17 protein-coding genes and 3 tRNA genes are annotated in these 15405 nt (G+C 43.0%); 4 read left to right on the top strand and 16 right to left on the bottom strand.

From position 1 onward, the window contains the following. Positions 1-3: 3 nt before the first annotated feature. The 7 genes from rplB to NHE_RS01060 all read right to left on the bottom strand — a co-directional run bounded on the left by rplB (position 4) and on the right by NHE_RS01060 (position 2975). Positions 4-846, bottom strand: coding sequence for a 50S ribosomal protein L2 (gene rplB / locus NHE_RS01090; protein ID WP_038559048.1), 843 nt, complete (start codon positions 844-846; stop codon positions 4-6). Positions 847-853: 7 nt separating this feature from the next. Then, positions 854-1144: a 50S ribosomal protein L23 gene (gene rplW / locus NHE_RS01085; RefSeq protein WP_038559045.1), complete on the bottom strand. Its 291-nt coding sequence runs from the start codon at positions 1142-1144 to the stop codon at positions 854-856. Beyond that, the gene (gene rplD, locus NHE_RS01080; protein WP_038559043.1) at positions 1141-1785 is read right to left on the bottom strand and encodes a 50S ribosomal protein L4; all 645 of its coding nucleotides are present in this window, start codon (positions 1783-1785) and stop codon (positions 1141-1143) included. The genes rplW and rplD overlap by 4 nt, the downstream gene beginning before the upstream one ends. Next, on the bottom strand, positions 1785-2417 hold the full coding sequence (gene rplC / locus NHE_RS01075) for a 50S ribosomal protein L3 (RefSeq protein WP_038559040.1): 633 nt from the start codon (positions 2415-2417) through the stop codon (positions 1785-1787). Before rplC ends, rplD begins: the two co-directional genes overlap by 1 nt. Next, positions 2410-2721, bottom strand: coding sequence for a 30S ribosomal protein S10 (rpsJ, locus tag NHE_RS01070; RefSeq protein WP_038559039.1), 312 nt, complete (start codon positions 2719-2721; stop codon positions 2410-2412). Before rpsJ ends, rplC begins: the two co-directional genes overlap by 8 nt. A gap of 90 nt (positions 2722-2811) precedes the next feature. Next, positions 2812-2882: transfer RNA gene (locus tag NHE_RS01065), tRNA-Gly, on the bottom strand. Positions 2883-2892: 10 nt separating this feature from the next. Continuing rightward, a tRNA-Tyr gene (locus NHE_RS01060) sits at positions 2893-2975 on the bottom strand. A gap of 75 nt (positions 2976-3050) precedes the next feature. On the opposite strand from NHE_RS01060, the gene rlmB reads away from it, so the two are divergent. Further along, complete coding sequence (gene rlmB, locus NHE_RS01055) at positions 3051-3782, top strand: 23S rRNA (guanosine(2251)-2'-O)-methyltransferase RlmB (RefSeq protein WP_038559036.1); 732 nt, start codon at positions 3051-3053, stop codon at positions 3780-3782. 159 nt (positions 3783-3941) lie between these two features. Next, complete coding sequence (locus NHE_RS01050; RefSeq protein WP_038559034.1) at positions 3942-4721, top strand: hypothetical protein; 780 nt, start codon at positions 3942-3944, stop codon at positions 4719-4721. Between the two features lie 29 nt (positions 4722-4750). On the opposite strand, the gene NHE_RS01045 is transcribed toward NHE_RS01050, so the two are convergent. The 9 genes from NHE_RS01045 to NHE_RS01005 form a co-directional block, all read right to left on the bottom strand. Continuing rightward, the gene (locus NHE_RS01045) at positions 4751-5776 is read right to left on the bottom strand and encodes an aspartate-semialdehyde dehydrogenase (protein ID WP_084473244.1); all 1026 of its coding nucleotides are present in this window, start codon (positions 5774-5776) and stop codon (positions 4751-4753) included. A 63-nt stretch (positions 5777-5839) separates the two neighbouring features. Continuing rightward, complete coding sequence (dnaA, locus tag NHE_RS01040) at positions 5840-7450, bottom strand: chromosomal replication initiator protein DnaA (protein ID WP_156927340.1); 1611 nt, start codon at positions 7448-7450, stop codon at positions 5840-5842. A 218-nt stretch (positions 7451-7668) separates the two neighbouring features. After that, complete coding sequence (locus NHE_RS01035) at positions 7669-8217, bottom strand: cytochrome c oxidase assembly protein (RefSeq protein ID WP_038559031.1); 549 nt, start codon at positions 8215-8217, stop codon at positions 7669-7671. A 21-nt stretch (positions 8218-8238) separates the two neighbouring features. After that, on the bottom strand, positions 8239-8418 hold the full coding sequence (rpmG, locus tag NHE_RS01030; protein WP_038559029.1) for a 50S ribosomal protein L33: 180 nt from the start codon (positions 8416-8418) through the stop codon (positions 8239-8241). Between the two features lie 84 nt (positions 8419-8502). After that, on the bottom strand, positions 8503-9951 hold the full coding sequence (gatA, locus tag NHE_RS01025) for an Asp-tRNA(Asn)/Glu-tRNA(Gln) amidotransferase subunit GatA (RefSeq protein ID WP_038559027.1): 1449 nt from the start codon (positions 9949-9951) through the stop codon (positions 8503-8505). Between the two features lie 223 nt (positions 9952-10174). Beyond that, positions 10175-11020, bottom strand: coding sequence for an oxygen-dependent tRNA uridine(34) hydroxylase TrhO (trhO, locus tag NHE_RS01020; RefSeq protein WP_038559024.1), 846 nt, complete (start codon positions 11018-11020; stop codon positions 10175-10177). Between the two features lie 92 nt (positions 11021-11112). After that, a complete protein-coding gene (gene tpiA, locus NHE_RS01015; RefSeq protein ID WP_038560417.1) occupies positions 11113-11838 on the bottom strand; it encodes a triose-phosphate isomerase in 726 nt (241 codons plus the stop codon). 192 nt (positions 11839-12030) lie between these two features. Next, positions 12031-12933, bottom strand: a complete 903-nt coding sequence (thiL, locus tag NHE_RS04245) for a thiamine-phosphate kinase (protein WP_232215012.1) — start codon at positions 12931-12933, stop codon at positions 12031-12033. Between the two features lie 11 nt (positions 12934-12944). Continuing rightward, a tRNA-Met gene (locus tag NHE_RS01005) sits at positions 12945-13018 on the bottom strand. Positions 13019-13299: 281 nt separating this feature from the next. Between NHE_RS01005 and sucC the strand changes: the two genes are divergently transcribed. After that, the gene (sucC, locus tag NHE_RS01000; protein ID WP_038559019.1) at positions 13300-14478 is read left to right on the top strand and encodes an ADP-forming succinate--CoA ligase subunit beta; all 1179 of its coding nucleotides are present in this window, start codon (positions 13300-13302) and stop codon (positions 14476-14478) included. Beyond that, a complete protein-coding gene (gene sucD / locus NHE_RS00995; protein ID WP_038559016.1) occupies positions 14478-15353 on the top strand; it encodes a succinate--CoA ligase subunit alpha in 876 nt (291 codons plus the stop codon). Before sucC ends, sucD begins: the two co-directional genes overlap by 1 nt. Positions 15354-15405: the final 52 nt, after the last annotated feature.

Below are 15405 nucleotides of genomic sequence, written 5' to 3'. Positions count from 1 at the left end.
ACATTACCTCTTTTTTGATTTTATAAACTTCGAGCTCAGTTTGTTAGGATTCCTAGTTTTCTTGCCCTTGGTAGGAAATCCCCAGGGACTCACAGGATGACGACCTCCAGATGTTTTTCCAGACCCTCCACCGAGAGGATGATCTACAGGGTTCATTGCGACGCCCCTTACGGAAGGCCTGATACCTAGCCATCGTGATCGCCCAGCTTTTCCCAACTTTACGTTTTTTTTATCTGAATTTGAGACGACGCCAATCGTAGCATGACAAGCTGAGAGAATCAATCGTTTTTCTCCGGAGGGGAGAGTAACGAGAGTATAATTGCCATCGCGTGCAACGACACATGCGGAAACACCAGCAGAACGAGCAATCTGTCCACCGGCGCCGGGTTTAAGTTCGATGTTATGGACCATAGCACCCAAAGGCACCTTTTCCAACTTCATACAGGAACCAGGTGACACATCATCCTGCAAGCCAGCTGAAATGACATCACCCTTTTTCACTTTCTCAGGCGCTATGATATATGAAAGTACGCCATCCTCAACGCCTCTTATAAGTGCAATGAAGGCCGTTCTATTCGGATCATACTCCACGCGCTCTACAATCGCTTTAGAAAAAGGCGAAGCACTACTCCCGGACAAACGCCTAAAATCCACTAGGCGATAGCGTACTTTATGCCTTCCACCTTTATGTCGAACAGTAATACGCCCCGCATTATTCCTACCAGCATGAGACTTTTTAGGTAGTAACAAACTCTTTTCGGGAGCGCCCTTCCAGAGGGTAGAGTAGTCAATCAGCACTGCTCCTCTAGAGGACGAATTGAAAGGTTTCAAATCTTTTACTGCCATAATTCCTTCATAACTTATCCAAATCAAGTCCAGCGCCACCCTCAACAGTCAGAACAAACTTCTTCCTATCAGAGCGTCTACCAAATTTCCCCTTAAAACGCTTGAATTTGCCTTTAACCACAATAGAATTTATAGCAAGCACCTTCAATTCCCTGAACCTTTCCACAAAAACAGACCGAATCTGCTTTTTATCTACGGAGACAGGAGCGAAGAATGAAATCTTTCCAAAAGAATCTTTCAATATACAAGACTTCTCAGTTAGAACAAAGGGCCCGATAGGGCTGCTAATACACTTCATTGCGATAACCTCTCAAGCAACACATCGATAGAAGCTTTCTCAAGCAACACAAAATCCGACAAAACAAGATCATATACATTAGCAGAGGAAGCCCACAGAACCTTGACCCAATGAAGATTTGATGCAGCCCTGAGAAGCGCATCATTCCTTTGATCAATGACTATTAAAAGTTTCTTTCCACGTGCCAGCTCAGCATGAGCGCTGACCCACTGCGCCAACTCTGAAGCCTTAGGCTCAGGAAAATTAGAATCCCTCAGAGCGAACAGCCGACCCTCAGAGAATCTCAGAGACAGAGCCGAGCGCAGAGCAAGATTTCTTACTTTTTTATTCACAGAAAAGCCATGCTGCCTGACGACTGGTCCAAATATCACGCCCCCGGTACGAAACTGAGGAGAACGCAAACTACCCTGCCTAGCTCTTCCCGTACCCTTCTGTCGGTACGGCTTCCTAGTAGTACCACTGACCTCCGAGATACCCTTGGTCTTATGAGTTCCGGCACGCCTCTTAGCAAGCTGCCAATTTATCACTTGACTCATCAGATCAGGACGAAAGGGTGCCTCAAAAAGAGCAGAGCCCACCTTCACGGTTTCTGAAACGCCGGATGTCTGAAAATCTAGCACCCCTATTTCTACGCTACTCATCACACAAATAAACCTTTCTTCAAAGCATCTTTCAATAAAACATAGGAGTTCTTACAACCGGGAACGCTCCCACGAACCCCTATGAGGCCACTTTCGACATCCACGAGTTGCACAAACAGATTCTGAATGGTAACACGCGCGGCACCCATATGACCAGCCATCTTTTTGCCCTTAAAAACTTTCCCAGGATCCTGGCACTGCCCGGTAGAACCACCAGACCTGTGAGAAATCGAGACACCATGGGAAGCTCGGAGTCCAGCAAAATTATGTCTCTTCATCACCCCAGCGAAACCCTTACCTATACTAGTACCTACAACATCTACGTACTGGCCAGGACGAAAATGCTCAACGGTAAGCGACTTAAGCGGCTCCGGAGCGAATTTACGCGAAGTGCGAAATTCAACTATCCTCCCACCGCCATCGAGGCCAAGCTTCTTAAAATACCCAGCTTGTGGCTTCTTCAGTTTCTTTCTACCAAAGGAAAGCTTCACAACCACGGAATCCCCTTTATCCTCATTCGAAAGAACAACATTCTCCTCCAACTTCAAAAGGGTAATCGGAACAACGGCACACTTATCGTCATATACGGAAGTGCAGCCTACTTTTTTCAATAACAAACCAACCCTACTCATCCCTGACCTCAACACTCACATCGACACCAGCAGGCAATTGGAAATTAGTGAAAGTACTCAGAAGGTGAGCATTGAAACTAGAAAGTTCCAGTAGACATTTATACACACCAAGCTGAAACTGCTCACGGGATTTCTTATCGACGTGAGGAGACCTATTCACTGTGTAGCGACTCATCCTAGTAGGCAAAGGTATCGGCCCTGAAACCAACGCTCCATTGCGCTTGGCTGCCATGACAATTTCCTTAGCCGAGCGATGCAGGATACCGCTATCGAACGACCTGAGTTTTATCCTAATTTTCTTCATACAAATACATTCTACCCAAAACCGCAACAATTGGAAGAGCCAAAAGCCTCTAAAACGATAAAACAGACCCAACAAAAAACAGGAATGAAGAGCGGATGATGGGAATCGAACCCACACAACCAGCTTGGAAGGCTGATATTCTACCATTGAATTACACCCGCACAAAACTACTGGAGGGAGAAGGATTTGAACCTACGTAGACTCACGTCGGCAGATTTACAGTCTGCTGCTTTTGACCACTCAGCCATCCCTCCCAATAAAAAACTGTTACGCGAAAACTTTTCTTGCTACAATCAGTCGTTGTCAATTCTAAACACTCTAACGAACAAGTGCAACAGGAAAGAATCGTAATATTCGGAAAACATGCAGCAATTGCAGCAGCGAATAACCCTAATAGACGTATATTTTCACTTTTCATCTCAACAGAAAGAAGAAAAGAATACTGTCAACTATTGAATCCATCCGCAATGAAGAATATTTCATTTTGCGATAATCGCCGCATCGCAAAAATCTGCGGCAAAGATGCGCTACATCAAGGAATTGCAGTAGTCGCTGAAAAACTCACCCAACCTGATTTAAAGGAAGTTCTTCACGTAACAAGGAAGCGTTCGTTGGTGATCATATTGGATAACATCACTGATCCATTCAATGTTGGGAATATAATAAGATCGAGCAAGGCATTTGGTGTAGATTTCCTCATTATGAGAGAAAGACATTCACCGGATGAAACTTCAATCATTGCAAAAGCTGCCAGCGGTGCATTCGAAAGTATTCCCATATGCAGTGTCAGTAATCTCGGAAATGCAATAAAGACCCTACAAGATAGTGGCTACTTCTGTTACGCATTGGATGGAGATACACAATCCAAGATCACTAATGAGGTATTACCTGATAAAACAGTATTTATCCTTGGATCAGAAGGGAAAGGTGTATCCCCAATACTCAAATCCAGATGTGATCAGGTACTCGCTATCCCAATGCATGCTTGTGAAAGTTTTGATAGTATTAATGTTTCTAGTGCTGCTGCTATAGCAATGTTTAAATTCTACACACAATCTTAAGGAATTCTTCCTAGATCAACTCCTAGAATTTAGATTTTATGAACTACTCGGGATATTTACTCAGAAATAAAAGTATCTGCCTTATAATTGGAGATCATTCCTAGCGCTCGGTATTGGAACTTTGAATATTCTAAATTTTTCCTCATTCTTGCGAGATCAATGAAACTAAACGCAGATAGACTTCTTCTTCTGAGATTTGCCCCTATCACGGATTTAGATCGCGAAGAAAGAAGGAGAGCACTACTAGCAGTACGCAATATTAGTAATGGAATCGCATTGCTACTGATACTAATGCAAGTAGCAACAGTAGTGTATTACTGTGGTGCAGTAAATGCAAAACTTATCAGAGGCAATGATTGTGAATATGGAATCTTCAGTTTCATAAAAGACTCTTTAATCCTGATAACGTTACTGCATTTTACTTTTGGGTTATCAAAATTACTCATCAAGGGAGTAAAAAGGGACTCTGACCTGAATACAAAGATTGATCTAGCAAGCACTAACGTGCCAAGGATGATTACATATCAGAAGAACCTCCAGGTTTCAGACAAATTACCTTCCTTCAAGGAGCTATCGTTCATAGTGAAAGTACACATAGGAGGATTAATCGTTCTTTGTATCACCTTCTTCTGCGACTGGATGAGTGATCACATGACCCCCGCAAAGCAACACATATCAGAAATTATTGCAATAACTTGTGTACTTGCCGGAATGCCGTTCCTCTCATTTTACCTATGCAAACTGGAAAGGATGCAGAATATAGATCCATCAAATTGCATAGCGCCACCAGGATATCAATCCGGAAAGAAGACTAATTTAACTGAAAAAGCTTGGATTCCTGGTAAAAATACGCTTGAGGACATTCAACAAAGCATTACCCCTCAAGATCGTTTATCAGGAGGGACTGTGGACTGCACTTTCCCCTTGGAGCTAGAGTAACTACAGGCGCATATACGGGAGCCGTAGTACTATAATACAGAACCATTCCTATTGTTCAGGTCAGATCCTCTAGGAAGAAGATCTAGAATCTGAACAAGGTTGAGAGCACCACCCTTTCTCAAATTATCAGCAACGACCCACATGGAAATCATTCGTGGAGAATGAAATCTAATTCGTGAAACAAAAACATCGTCATACCCGACTACTTCGGGTTGACACTTGTACTGATTCCTAGAAAACACGACACCTTCGGCATCTGAGAGAATTTCGTACACATCTTCTTCGTACACGTCCTCTTTTAACTCAACAGTGATGCTCTCCGCGTGTCCAACGAAAACAGGAACCCTAACACAAGTAGGGAACACCTCTATGGATTTATCTTCTAAAATTTTTTGTGTCTCATTTATCAGCTTTAATTCTTCGTCGGAAAATCCAGACTTATCGAACTCACCTATCTGAGGGATGCAGTTGAACTCTATATTTCTTGGAAAGACATTGGATCCCTGCTGAGTAAACGCAAACCTTCTTTTTGTATTTTCGTATAACTCATCCATTCCGGACTCGCCCACACCCGAGACAGACTGATAAGTACTCACCCATATTCTGGATAGCTTAGCTAAGCTATGAAGAGGCTTCAATGCGACCAACATCTGGGTAGTAGAGCAGTTCGGACTAGCGATTATATTACTACCCGGCAATTCATTGAGCACATGGGGATTCACTTCAGGGATCACCAGAGGAACATCTTCTTCCATTCTAAAACAGGAGCTACCATCCAGCACAAGACATCCAATTGAAGCAACAGATCTCCCAAGATTACGAGAGATACCCGAACCTGCAACAAAAAAGGCTACTCTATCTTTGGAGAAATCATGTTCATTCACATCATTTATCATGACCGACTCATTTTCACCAAAACTAATCCGCGTTCCAACGGAATTTTTGGAAGCAAGAAAGGAGATATTTTCCTTTCTATACCCCTTATCAACAAGGATTTTGACTAACTCCTTACCAATTACGCCAGTTGCGCCAACAACTGCTACACGAAGATTCACTATAAAAACGACGTCACAATACCCTACCGTTACCTTATAAACCGAGAAATATTATAAAGCAATTTATGTCAGCCTCTTGGTGAGAATCTTTATATCCTCGGCAACTCGGACATCATGTTTGATCAATACTTCTATTTTCTTCACTGCATGTATGACTGTGGCATGGTCCCTCCCACCAAGGAATTTCCCGATATCTAGGAGACTTCTCTGCGTCAAGAGCTTAGAGAGGTACATACAGACCTGTCTAGCATATGACACGTCCTTGACTCTCCTCTGGGATTTAAGGTCAGAAATTTTGATATTAAAGTACTCAGATACCTTCAATAGAATGTTATCCAAGGTCACAGCGACGCTGTTTGTCCTGAGGATATCCGCTAGCAGGTCCTTAGTCGAATCAACTGTAATAACGCTACCAGTGATATCAGCATGCGCAATGACCTTATTGAGGGCACCCTCCAACTCGCGAACATTCGAAACAATATTCCTAGCCATAAACTCAATGACTTTTTTTGGCACGACAACCCTGGATGTCATTTGTTCCAGCTTGGATTCTAAGATACCAACGCGCAATTCGAACGTTGTATGATTGATATCTGCAACGAGTCCCCAGGACAAACGCGATTGTATACGCTCCTCGACCCCTTGAAGATCACTAGGCGATCTATCAGCAGAAATAACGAGTTGTTTATTCTGCTCTATAAGCGCATTAAAGGTATGAAAAAATTCCTCCTGAGTGCTATCTTTACCGCTGATGAACTGCACATCATCAACCATTAGCACATCGACGGATCTAAAGATCTGCTTGAAAGACATCATATCTTTGTTCCTGAGCGCGGTGATGTACTTATACATGAACTTCTCAGCTGACAAGTATATGACCCTGCGATTCTTATAATGTTCCTTTATATGCCAGACAATCGCGTGCATTAGATGAGTTTTCCCGAGCCCTACACCCCCATACAGAAACAGTGGATTACTTCCCGGGATTGGTAACTCAGCAGCTTCAGCGACGCGCTTGGAGGCAGTAAAAGCAAGCTCATTCGGTTTTCCAACGACAAAATTATCGAACGTTCTATTCCAATCCAAGCTACTACTCAGATTATCAGCGAGACCACTTTTATTGCTTGAGTTAACACTCTCTTCATCACTTTTGATGTGCACGGACGGAGCATTTACTTGAAGCGACTTATTCCCATTTTCCTTATACTTCTCCTCCCTGATCAATATCTCCAAAGAAGAGACGCTTCGATCCTCGATTCGGAAGAACTCGAGTATGTTATCGGAATAGTTCACCATAATCCATTCCCTGATGAAGCCTGTTGGGACAGAGAGAACTAGCTGTGTGTTCTCTACTTTTACGAAGGTCAGGAACTTCAACCAACTTCTATAGATTTTCTCTCCGTAAAATTTACGCAACTTTCCTGTGATTCTTTCCCACTTCTCACAATCGGTGATCTTTCCTTCCACTAATTTTGAATCCAGTACAGGAGCGGGACTGACATTTATCGTATCGAAAATCTTAGTTTCGGAAGCAACTGACCCAGCTGCACTGATACCAAGACTATCATTATCTAAATAAGCATCTGTGTTTCTAACTGGCTCGAACACCTTTTTTTTTGGAACAGGGAACGCATCTAAAAACGCGCTTATAAACCTATTATTAATAATGCTCATAGTAATATTAAAGGATCCAAGGTCCGCAGAATCTTAAACTTAGAGGACGTCCTCATTATATCAAGTTACTAAATTTCCGGCAAACACAGCCAGTTAGGATGTCCAGGCAAGACGCGGAACAACATATTGTCTTTTCGAATGACCAGCTCAATATCTTGTGCTTCTCTCTGGAAAAATCAAAAAGATTTTTACCCAAAATACACAAGGTGATATAAAATTTATTTCAGCCATTTTGCGTTATACTCGGTGTACCTGAAAAAAGTATATGACAAAGTAAATGTTCGTATATCATTCATCTCGGGATCTTTTTCTATTTCGGGATCAATAAAAAAGGAGACCGGCATCACAATTGTCTTATTTGGTGGTAGTACCTGTCTTTCGAAGCAGAAGCACGCAACCTTATTAAAATACTTAGCAGCCTTATAGGGAGTGACATTATATACAGCAATCGCCTCAATTGGCTGGTCCGTGAGATTTTGGACTGTATAGAACACAAGAGCATTCTGACCAGGTTTGACCATCACCGGATCATCTTTGACACGAAACCTTATCGGTAAGTCCTTATCCACATCCGCATTGAACCTCACTGTGATATCCCGAGTACCGACAGCTAGGTTAAAGGAGCGCTCGACCCTTTTGACAGTACCCGCATAACCGGTAGCCTTACAGAAGAGGCTATACAGAGGCACGGACGCGAATGCAAGACACAGCATGAAAGCGGGAAGTAACAAAAGAAAAGGTAACAGGCGTCGCTTTTTTTCCGCCATGTCACGCCCCCGCCAATAAATTTATTTACTTAACTTAGCCTCTTTGAAAAGGACGTGCTTACGTATAACAGGATCGTACTTCATGAATGAATACTTCTCCTGTTTATTTTTCAAATTACGATACACAAGATAAAAGAAACCGGTATCAGCACTACTCACCAACTTAAAAAGAGTGACACCTTTTTTTTTCGCTTTTGCCATAACATCTAGTACTTCCGCAGTGCCAAAATTATAGCTTAATGCTACCGGAAGTACAAGATTAAAAACCCTTTGAGGGATAAAAGATCAGTTCGCCAAAGCATTCTGAAGTGCCAGTGCAACATTGAGAAGAGTGTTTTCGCTGAAGTAATTCGCAGTGAAATGCATCCCCAGAGGCATGTCGTCACTGGACAAACCAGCAGGAACAGAGATACTCGGCAACTTTGCGACGCTCGTTGGAACAGTAAAGATATCATTCATATACATTTCCAGAGGCTCTAATTTACCATCGATCGGGAAAGCATCACTCGGCGCGGTCGGGTTAAGTATGATATCGACCTTTTCGAAAATATCGGAGTACTGTTGGACTATAGTATTTTGCAATTTCTTTGCGCTTGCGTAGTAGTCTGAATATCCATTAGAGGACAATATATGGGTTCCCATGAGCAATCTGAGTTTGACCTCCTTACCGAAGACATCAGAGCGATACTTCTCATACATTTCCTCTATACTTTCAGCCTTGATGGCTGGATTAGGGCAATATCTCACACCGTCATACCTACATAGGTTAGAGGAAACTTCAGCGCAACATATGACGTAATAGACCATCAAGGAGTACTCCATACATGGCAGTCGTACTTCTGTGATTTCGGCGCCGAGCTGTCTTAATTTATCAGCTATTTCCTCCCACAGTCTTATTATTTGCGGATCCAGACCTTCGACCTTACATTCTTTAGGTATGCCGATTTTCATACCACGTATATCAGGATTTTTATCATACTTGAAAGGTTCGAGCTTGGCGCATGTAGAATCCTTAGGATCATATCCCGAAATCACTTCGAAGACTGCTGCATTATCCTCAACATTTCTAGTGAAGATGCCAGCCTGGTCAAGTGAATTTGCTAATGGAATCATTCCCCATCTGGAACATCTCCCGTAGGTAGGTCTGAGACCTACTAATCCACAATAGGATGCCGGTTGTCTGACAGAACCTCCTGTATCACTACCCAATGAGAAAGGCGCATAGTGCTCTGCTACGGCCGCAGCAGAACCGCCTGATGAACCACCCGGAACTAAAGCAGATGTCTTCTTACCCCTGAGTGGATTTTTAACTGCTCCGAAATAACTGTAAATGTTAGCGGAACCCATCGCAAATTCATCCATGTTGGCCTTACCAAGCATCACAGCACCAGCGTCCATCAATTTGTCGGTTACAGTGGACTCATAGGTTGGCACGAAATCTTTCAGTGCTTTGGAAGCTGCAGTGGTCCTGAATCCCTTGGTACAATACATGTCCTTGATAACGCATGGTATACCAGTGAGCATATTGATATCTTCCCTTTTTTTGATGCGATCATCGGCAAGTTTTGCCCTTCTTCTTGCCTCCTCTGGAGTAACAAGGATCAAGGCATTCGACTCTGAGTTTCGTTGCTCTATCTGCCTGAGGTGAGCTTCGACGAGTTCACACGATGATACTTCGCCACTCATGAGAGCGGCATGCATTTCAGTGATGCTTAATTTAATCAAACTATCCATCTTTAACTCATTTCCCTATTTTCATTATCCTAATACATCCAAAAACCAACGTGTGCCAAGGCATTTTAAGTGTATTCCATGAAAATTACCACCACACTACTAGCAAACTCGAGTGTGCAGAGTACAAAGATTCATGAGTGGATAATCAAGCAAGCCTACAGTGTAAAGATACGATCAACTTTAGGAGGCCCCATTCGAACTATAAATGTACTGAGACAGCGCGCTATTGATTAACAGCTTCCTGATGAGAGCATTTTGAGCACATAACTTTTCCTCTAGGGATATTTTTCAAATCATCGGTATCAACAACTCGATTGCATACCAGACACTCAAGTTCAACTGGTTTCAAATTTTCGTTTACCGCAACCCTGTCATCGAACACGAAACAATTCCCAAGCCATGAACCACCTCTATTCCTGGTTTTTATGAAATAGTTCAAAATCCCCCCCTTCAGGTGAAAGACATTCTTAAATCCTATTTTCTTCATGTAGGACGTCGACTTCTCACACCTCACACCTCCAGTACAATACATGGCCACCTTTTGGTCCATGCTGATGTTATTTTCATTGATCCACTTCTGCACCCAATCTCTGAATTCCCTGAAGTTAGTCGTTTCCGGATCTATGGAATACTTAAATTTTCCAATTTTAGTTTCGTAGAGATTTCGTGTATCTATTGTCTTCACGTCATCGCGGGCAATGAAGGCATCCCAGTCTTCAGGTTGAACGTATTCACCAACTTCAGCTCCCGTCATCTTTTCAAGATCTGCATCACCCAAAGCGACTACCTCCCTCTTGAGCCTGACTTTCATCTCTTGGAAAGGCTGGAAATCAACCAGACTTTCTTTCCATTCCAGATCACGGAACCTATCATCTGTCTGGATAAATGATAGGAAGCCACGAATACTCCAATTTTCGCCAGCGATCGAAGCATTAATACCCTCCTCAGCCAATATGATAGTCCCCCTTATGTTATTACGAAGACAATATTCCAACAATTCGTCCTTCATATCTTCGTAATTTTCCAGGTCCACAAAGTGGTAAAAGGTGATCAATGTGAATTTCTCCATATGAATTCCAAAATGAAAAACAAGCAATCAAAGACACCCTGAGGGTAACATGAGCCGTATCGAATGCCAAATAATGCAAATTATTTCCTTTCTTATACAGATCCTGCAATCTCGCAGATTCTGATAAAGTTGTCGACATCCAAACTAGCACCTCCAACAAGTAGGCCATCTAGATGTTCGACGCTCAATATCTCAGAACAATTACTCGAAGATACAGAACCTCCATAAAGTATCGGTATATGATCTCCGACAGCATCTTTAATCAAGAGCACAGCCTCTAATATTTCTTCAACTGAAGGGACAAGACCGGTTCCTATAGCGTAGACCGGCTCATAGGCAACAATGAAGTCTCGACTATTGATGGGAATTGACTCTCTACACTGCTTTACCAGCTCCTCTCTGCGGATCTCTCGAGTACTCTGTCCAACGCATATAACAGGCATGACACGGCTATGTAAAGCACTACCAGCCTTCATCCCGATCAATTTATTCGACTCACAGTGCAGAGACCTTCGCTCAGAGTGACCAACCAACACGTAACTACAGCCAACCTCCCTGAGCATTCTAGCACTCAAATCACCAGTATTAGCAGCATTGTCGCCTACAGCGCAGTCCTGAGCACCCAGCCTGAGCGGAAGATCAGTGGTGGAAATTAAATTCCCCATATGCCACAAGTATACCGCAGGTGGCGCAATCACAACGGCAACCCTTGGATTAAACGAGAAATCAATAAAACGCTTCACAAAGGTATCACACAACTGCTGATTACCCTTCATTTTCCAATTTGCAATCACAAATCGTCGCGCTTGTGTCTCCATCTCTTTAGAGCAATCTTCGGAAAGATCCATGATATCAGTTCTAGCAAATAAAAAAAAGACTCACTAATGCAAAATTTTATCATTTCCAACTCACGTTGCAGGAGAAATCCTAAATACCTAAGTGAAACACACTAAAAACTATACACTATGCTCAGACGATTCTTTGTTCAACACATGCAGTGCTAAACAATGTCATTTATGTGTAAAACCTAGTCTTTCAAAAGATATCTCCTCCTTCGATGCTCCAAGAACTTTTATTCCCTTTCCGCTTGAGACGGCACCTATCACTGGAAAACTGTGAATCAATGGAGAGTCTTTAGCTACCGTGAAAAGTAATTGATAATCATCACCACCAGTCACCATCTCACGAAGCATTTCTGGATTATCAGATAGTATCTCTTTCGCACTCCGGGACAAAGGGATATTTTCCAAGTATATGATAAGCATTACATTTGAGTTTCTGGCAATGTGCTCAGCATCATTTAGTAGTCCATCCGAGATGTCTATACATGCGGTAGCAAATGGTGCGATTTTCTTCCCTACATCTATTTGAGGCTCTGGCAGATCATACTTCATTCGAAGATATGTATTGGGCTCAAGTTCACCGTTGTACGAAAGCAGCCCGAGGTAAGCATCACCTATGACACCACTCAGACATACTTTATCGCCGATCTTTGCACCAGAACGAGTCAATATGCGTCCTGATCTTCTTCCAACCATAGTGATACTTATAACGAGTGGTCCAGAATGCATTGTCGTATCGCCACCGAACAATTTCAGTGAATAATGTCCCTGATCGCTAAGCAAGCCATCGGCGAACTCCTTTAGCCACTCTGGACTCCTATTTTTTTCTCCGAGAGCTAAACCCAGGAAATATCCAAGTGGCTCAGAACCCATGGAAGCTAGATCAGATAAATTAACGCGCAATGCCTTCCTAGCTAAATCAAAGGGTCGCGCATCTGGAAAAAAGTGGATACCTTCTACAAGTAGGTCCTTGGTAATCACCAGATCTTCAAGTACGAAGGCGTCGTTAGAGAGAGAGGAAGGCTCGGCAATTTCAGAAATAATTTTCGAAAGGAACTCGTGCTCGTCCATAGAAGAAAGGATAGCGAAAGTGGGACTCGAACCCACGACCTACGGATTATGATTCCGCCGCTCTAACCAGCTGAGCTACATCGCCATCTGAGAGACCGTCCGTAATTGTATTATGAGAGTCACAGAAACACAACACAGTTGATGTCCATCCTACGATTTTCCAACACCAAAAAGATGGGTTCTACTACCTAACCAGTAAACGATCCCATAGGAATCAGTGCGGTTACTTGCTCTATTCACGGTATAATCCGCGGAGCAATTATTCTTCAAGAAAATCCCACAACAAATGAAGCTCATGTTGCCTGAATTAACCTTACGTGCTAAACAGTACTCAATCACGTAGAAACTCTTCGAAATAACTAGCAAATGAACATTCACGAATATCAAGCAAAGGAAATACTGCGTTCTTATGGCATTTCCACGCCTGCTGGATTTCTAGTTCCGGAAAATACAGCGGATAAAGAGGTTATAGAGAATCTCAAACGACTTGGTGGTAGCGTCTTTGCTGTGAAGGCTCAAATCCATGCTGGAGGTAGAGGAAAGGCTGGTGGAGTCGCGATTAGCCGTTCCGCAGACGAGGCGCTAGCTACCACAAGAAGAATGCTGGGCATGAACTTAGTTACACATCAAACTTCACCTTCAGGACAGAGAGTGCGCAAGGTGTACATCGAAGGTGGGCAATCCATTATGAGGGAGTACTATCTCAGCATAGTACTAGATAGGGCCAGCTCGAAGATCGCGATCGTAGCCTCAGCCGAAGGTGGAATGGAAATCGAAGAGGTCGCAAAATCGGATCCAGAGAAAATAAAGAAAACTTTCGTAGATCCGAGTATTGGTATATCTGACTTCCACGTAAGAAAAATAGGATTCGAACTTGGATTGAGTGCTACTCAAGTCAAAGCATTAGCCCCTATAGTGAAAAAGTTATATACTTTGTTTGTGGCCAAGGATGCATCTCAAATTGAGATAAACCCGCTAATAGAAAATGATGAGGGAGAGTTTATTGCACTGGATGCAAAAATAAACTTCGATGATAATGCCATGTATCGTCATCCCGATATCCTTGTGCTTAGGGATCTAGACGAAGAAGATCCACAAGAGATCGAAGCATCAAAGTACAATCTGAACTACATCAAGATGGAAGGAGAAATAGGCTGTATGGTAAATGGTGCAGGATTAGCGATGGCAACAATGGATATCATCAAATACTACGGCTCCAGTCCAGCGAATTTCTTGGACGTCGGAGGTGGAGCGAACCTTGAACAAGTCACAAATGCTTTCAGAATAATATCCGCGGATAAGTGTGTGAAAGCTATATTCGTGAATATCTTTGGTGGGATCATGCGCTGTGATATTATCGCAGAGGGTATAGTCGCGGCAACCAAAGACGTCGGGTTGACATTGCCACTCGTGGTACGGCTTTCTGGAACCAATCATGCCGCCGGAATGGAAATTATAAAAAACTCAGGGCTGAACATCACTACCGCATCCGAATTGGGTGATGCAGCACAAAAAATCGTAAACCTAATAAGGAAGGGTATCTAATGTCAGTTTTAGTCAACAAAAATACAAAGGTTATCTGTCAGGGATTCACAGGGCATCAGGGTACTTTTCACTCTGAACAAGCAATCGCATACGGTACCAAGATGGTCGGCGGTGTCACACCGGGAAAAGGTGGAGCAACACACCTAGGTTTACCAGTCTTTGACACCGTCTACCATGCAAAAAAGGAGACAGATGCAAACGCAACTGTGATATATGTACCAGCACCCTTTGCTGCAGATGCGATTCTCGAGGCAATCGATGCAGAGATTGAGCTCATAGTCTGTATCACAGAAGGAATCCCGGTACACGATATGATGCGCGTGAAAAATGCATTAATAAATTCTCACAGTATACTCATAGGACCAAACTGTCCAGGAATCATAACTCCTGGAGAATGCAAAATCGGGATAATGCCCGGATATATTCATACACGCGGTAAAATCGGAATCGTATCTCGCTCGGGCACACTCACTTACGAAGCAGTCGCACAGACAACTCAAATGGGTCTAGGGCAGTCTACTTGCATCGGTATAGGTGGAGATTCTGTGCATGGATTGAGCTTTATCGATTGCATCCAAATGTTTCTCGATGATCCAGAAACGGAGGCAATCGTAATGATAGGTGAAATTGGTGGCTCAGCAGAAGAAAAAGCTGCTGAAATGCTCAAAGCATCTAAAGTAAAGAAACCAACAGTTGGTTTCATCGCTGGGGTCACTGCGCCGCCAGGAAAAAGAATGGGACATGCAGGCGCAATCGTCTCCAATAGTGATGAGTCAGCAGAAAGCAAAATGAGAGTAATGAAAGCCGCTGGTATCGTGATTGCTGAAACGCCAGCATTAATAGGCAAGACTATCGCAGATCTCCTCAAAAAATAGGTTCAGAAAACTTATTGGCGTCATATTGATGACATTCATTTTATCGGTACTG

Source organism: Neorickettsia helminthoeca str. Oregon, from assembly GCF_000632985.1.
GTDB classification, from domain to species: domain Bacteria; phylum Pseudomonadota; class Alphaproteobacteria; order Rickettsiales; family Anaplasmataceae; genus Neorickettsia; species Neorickettsia helminthoeca.
The sequence above is the reverse complement of the archived record's forward strand: the minus strand, read 5'-3'. Positions and strand labels throughout refer to the sequence as shown.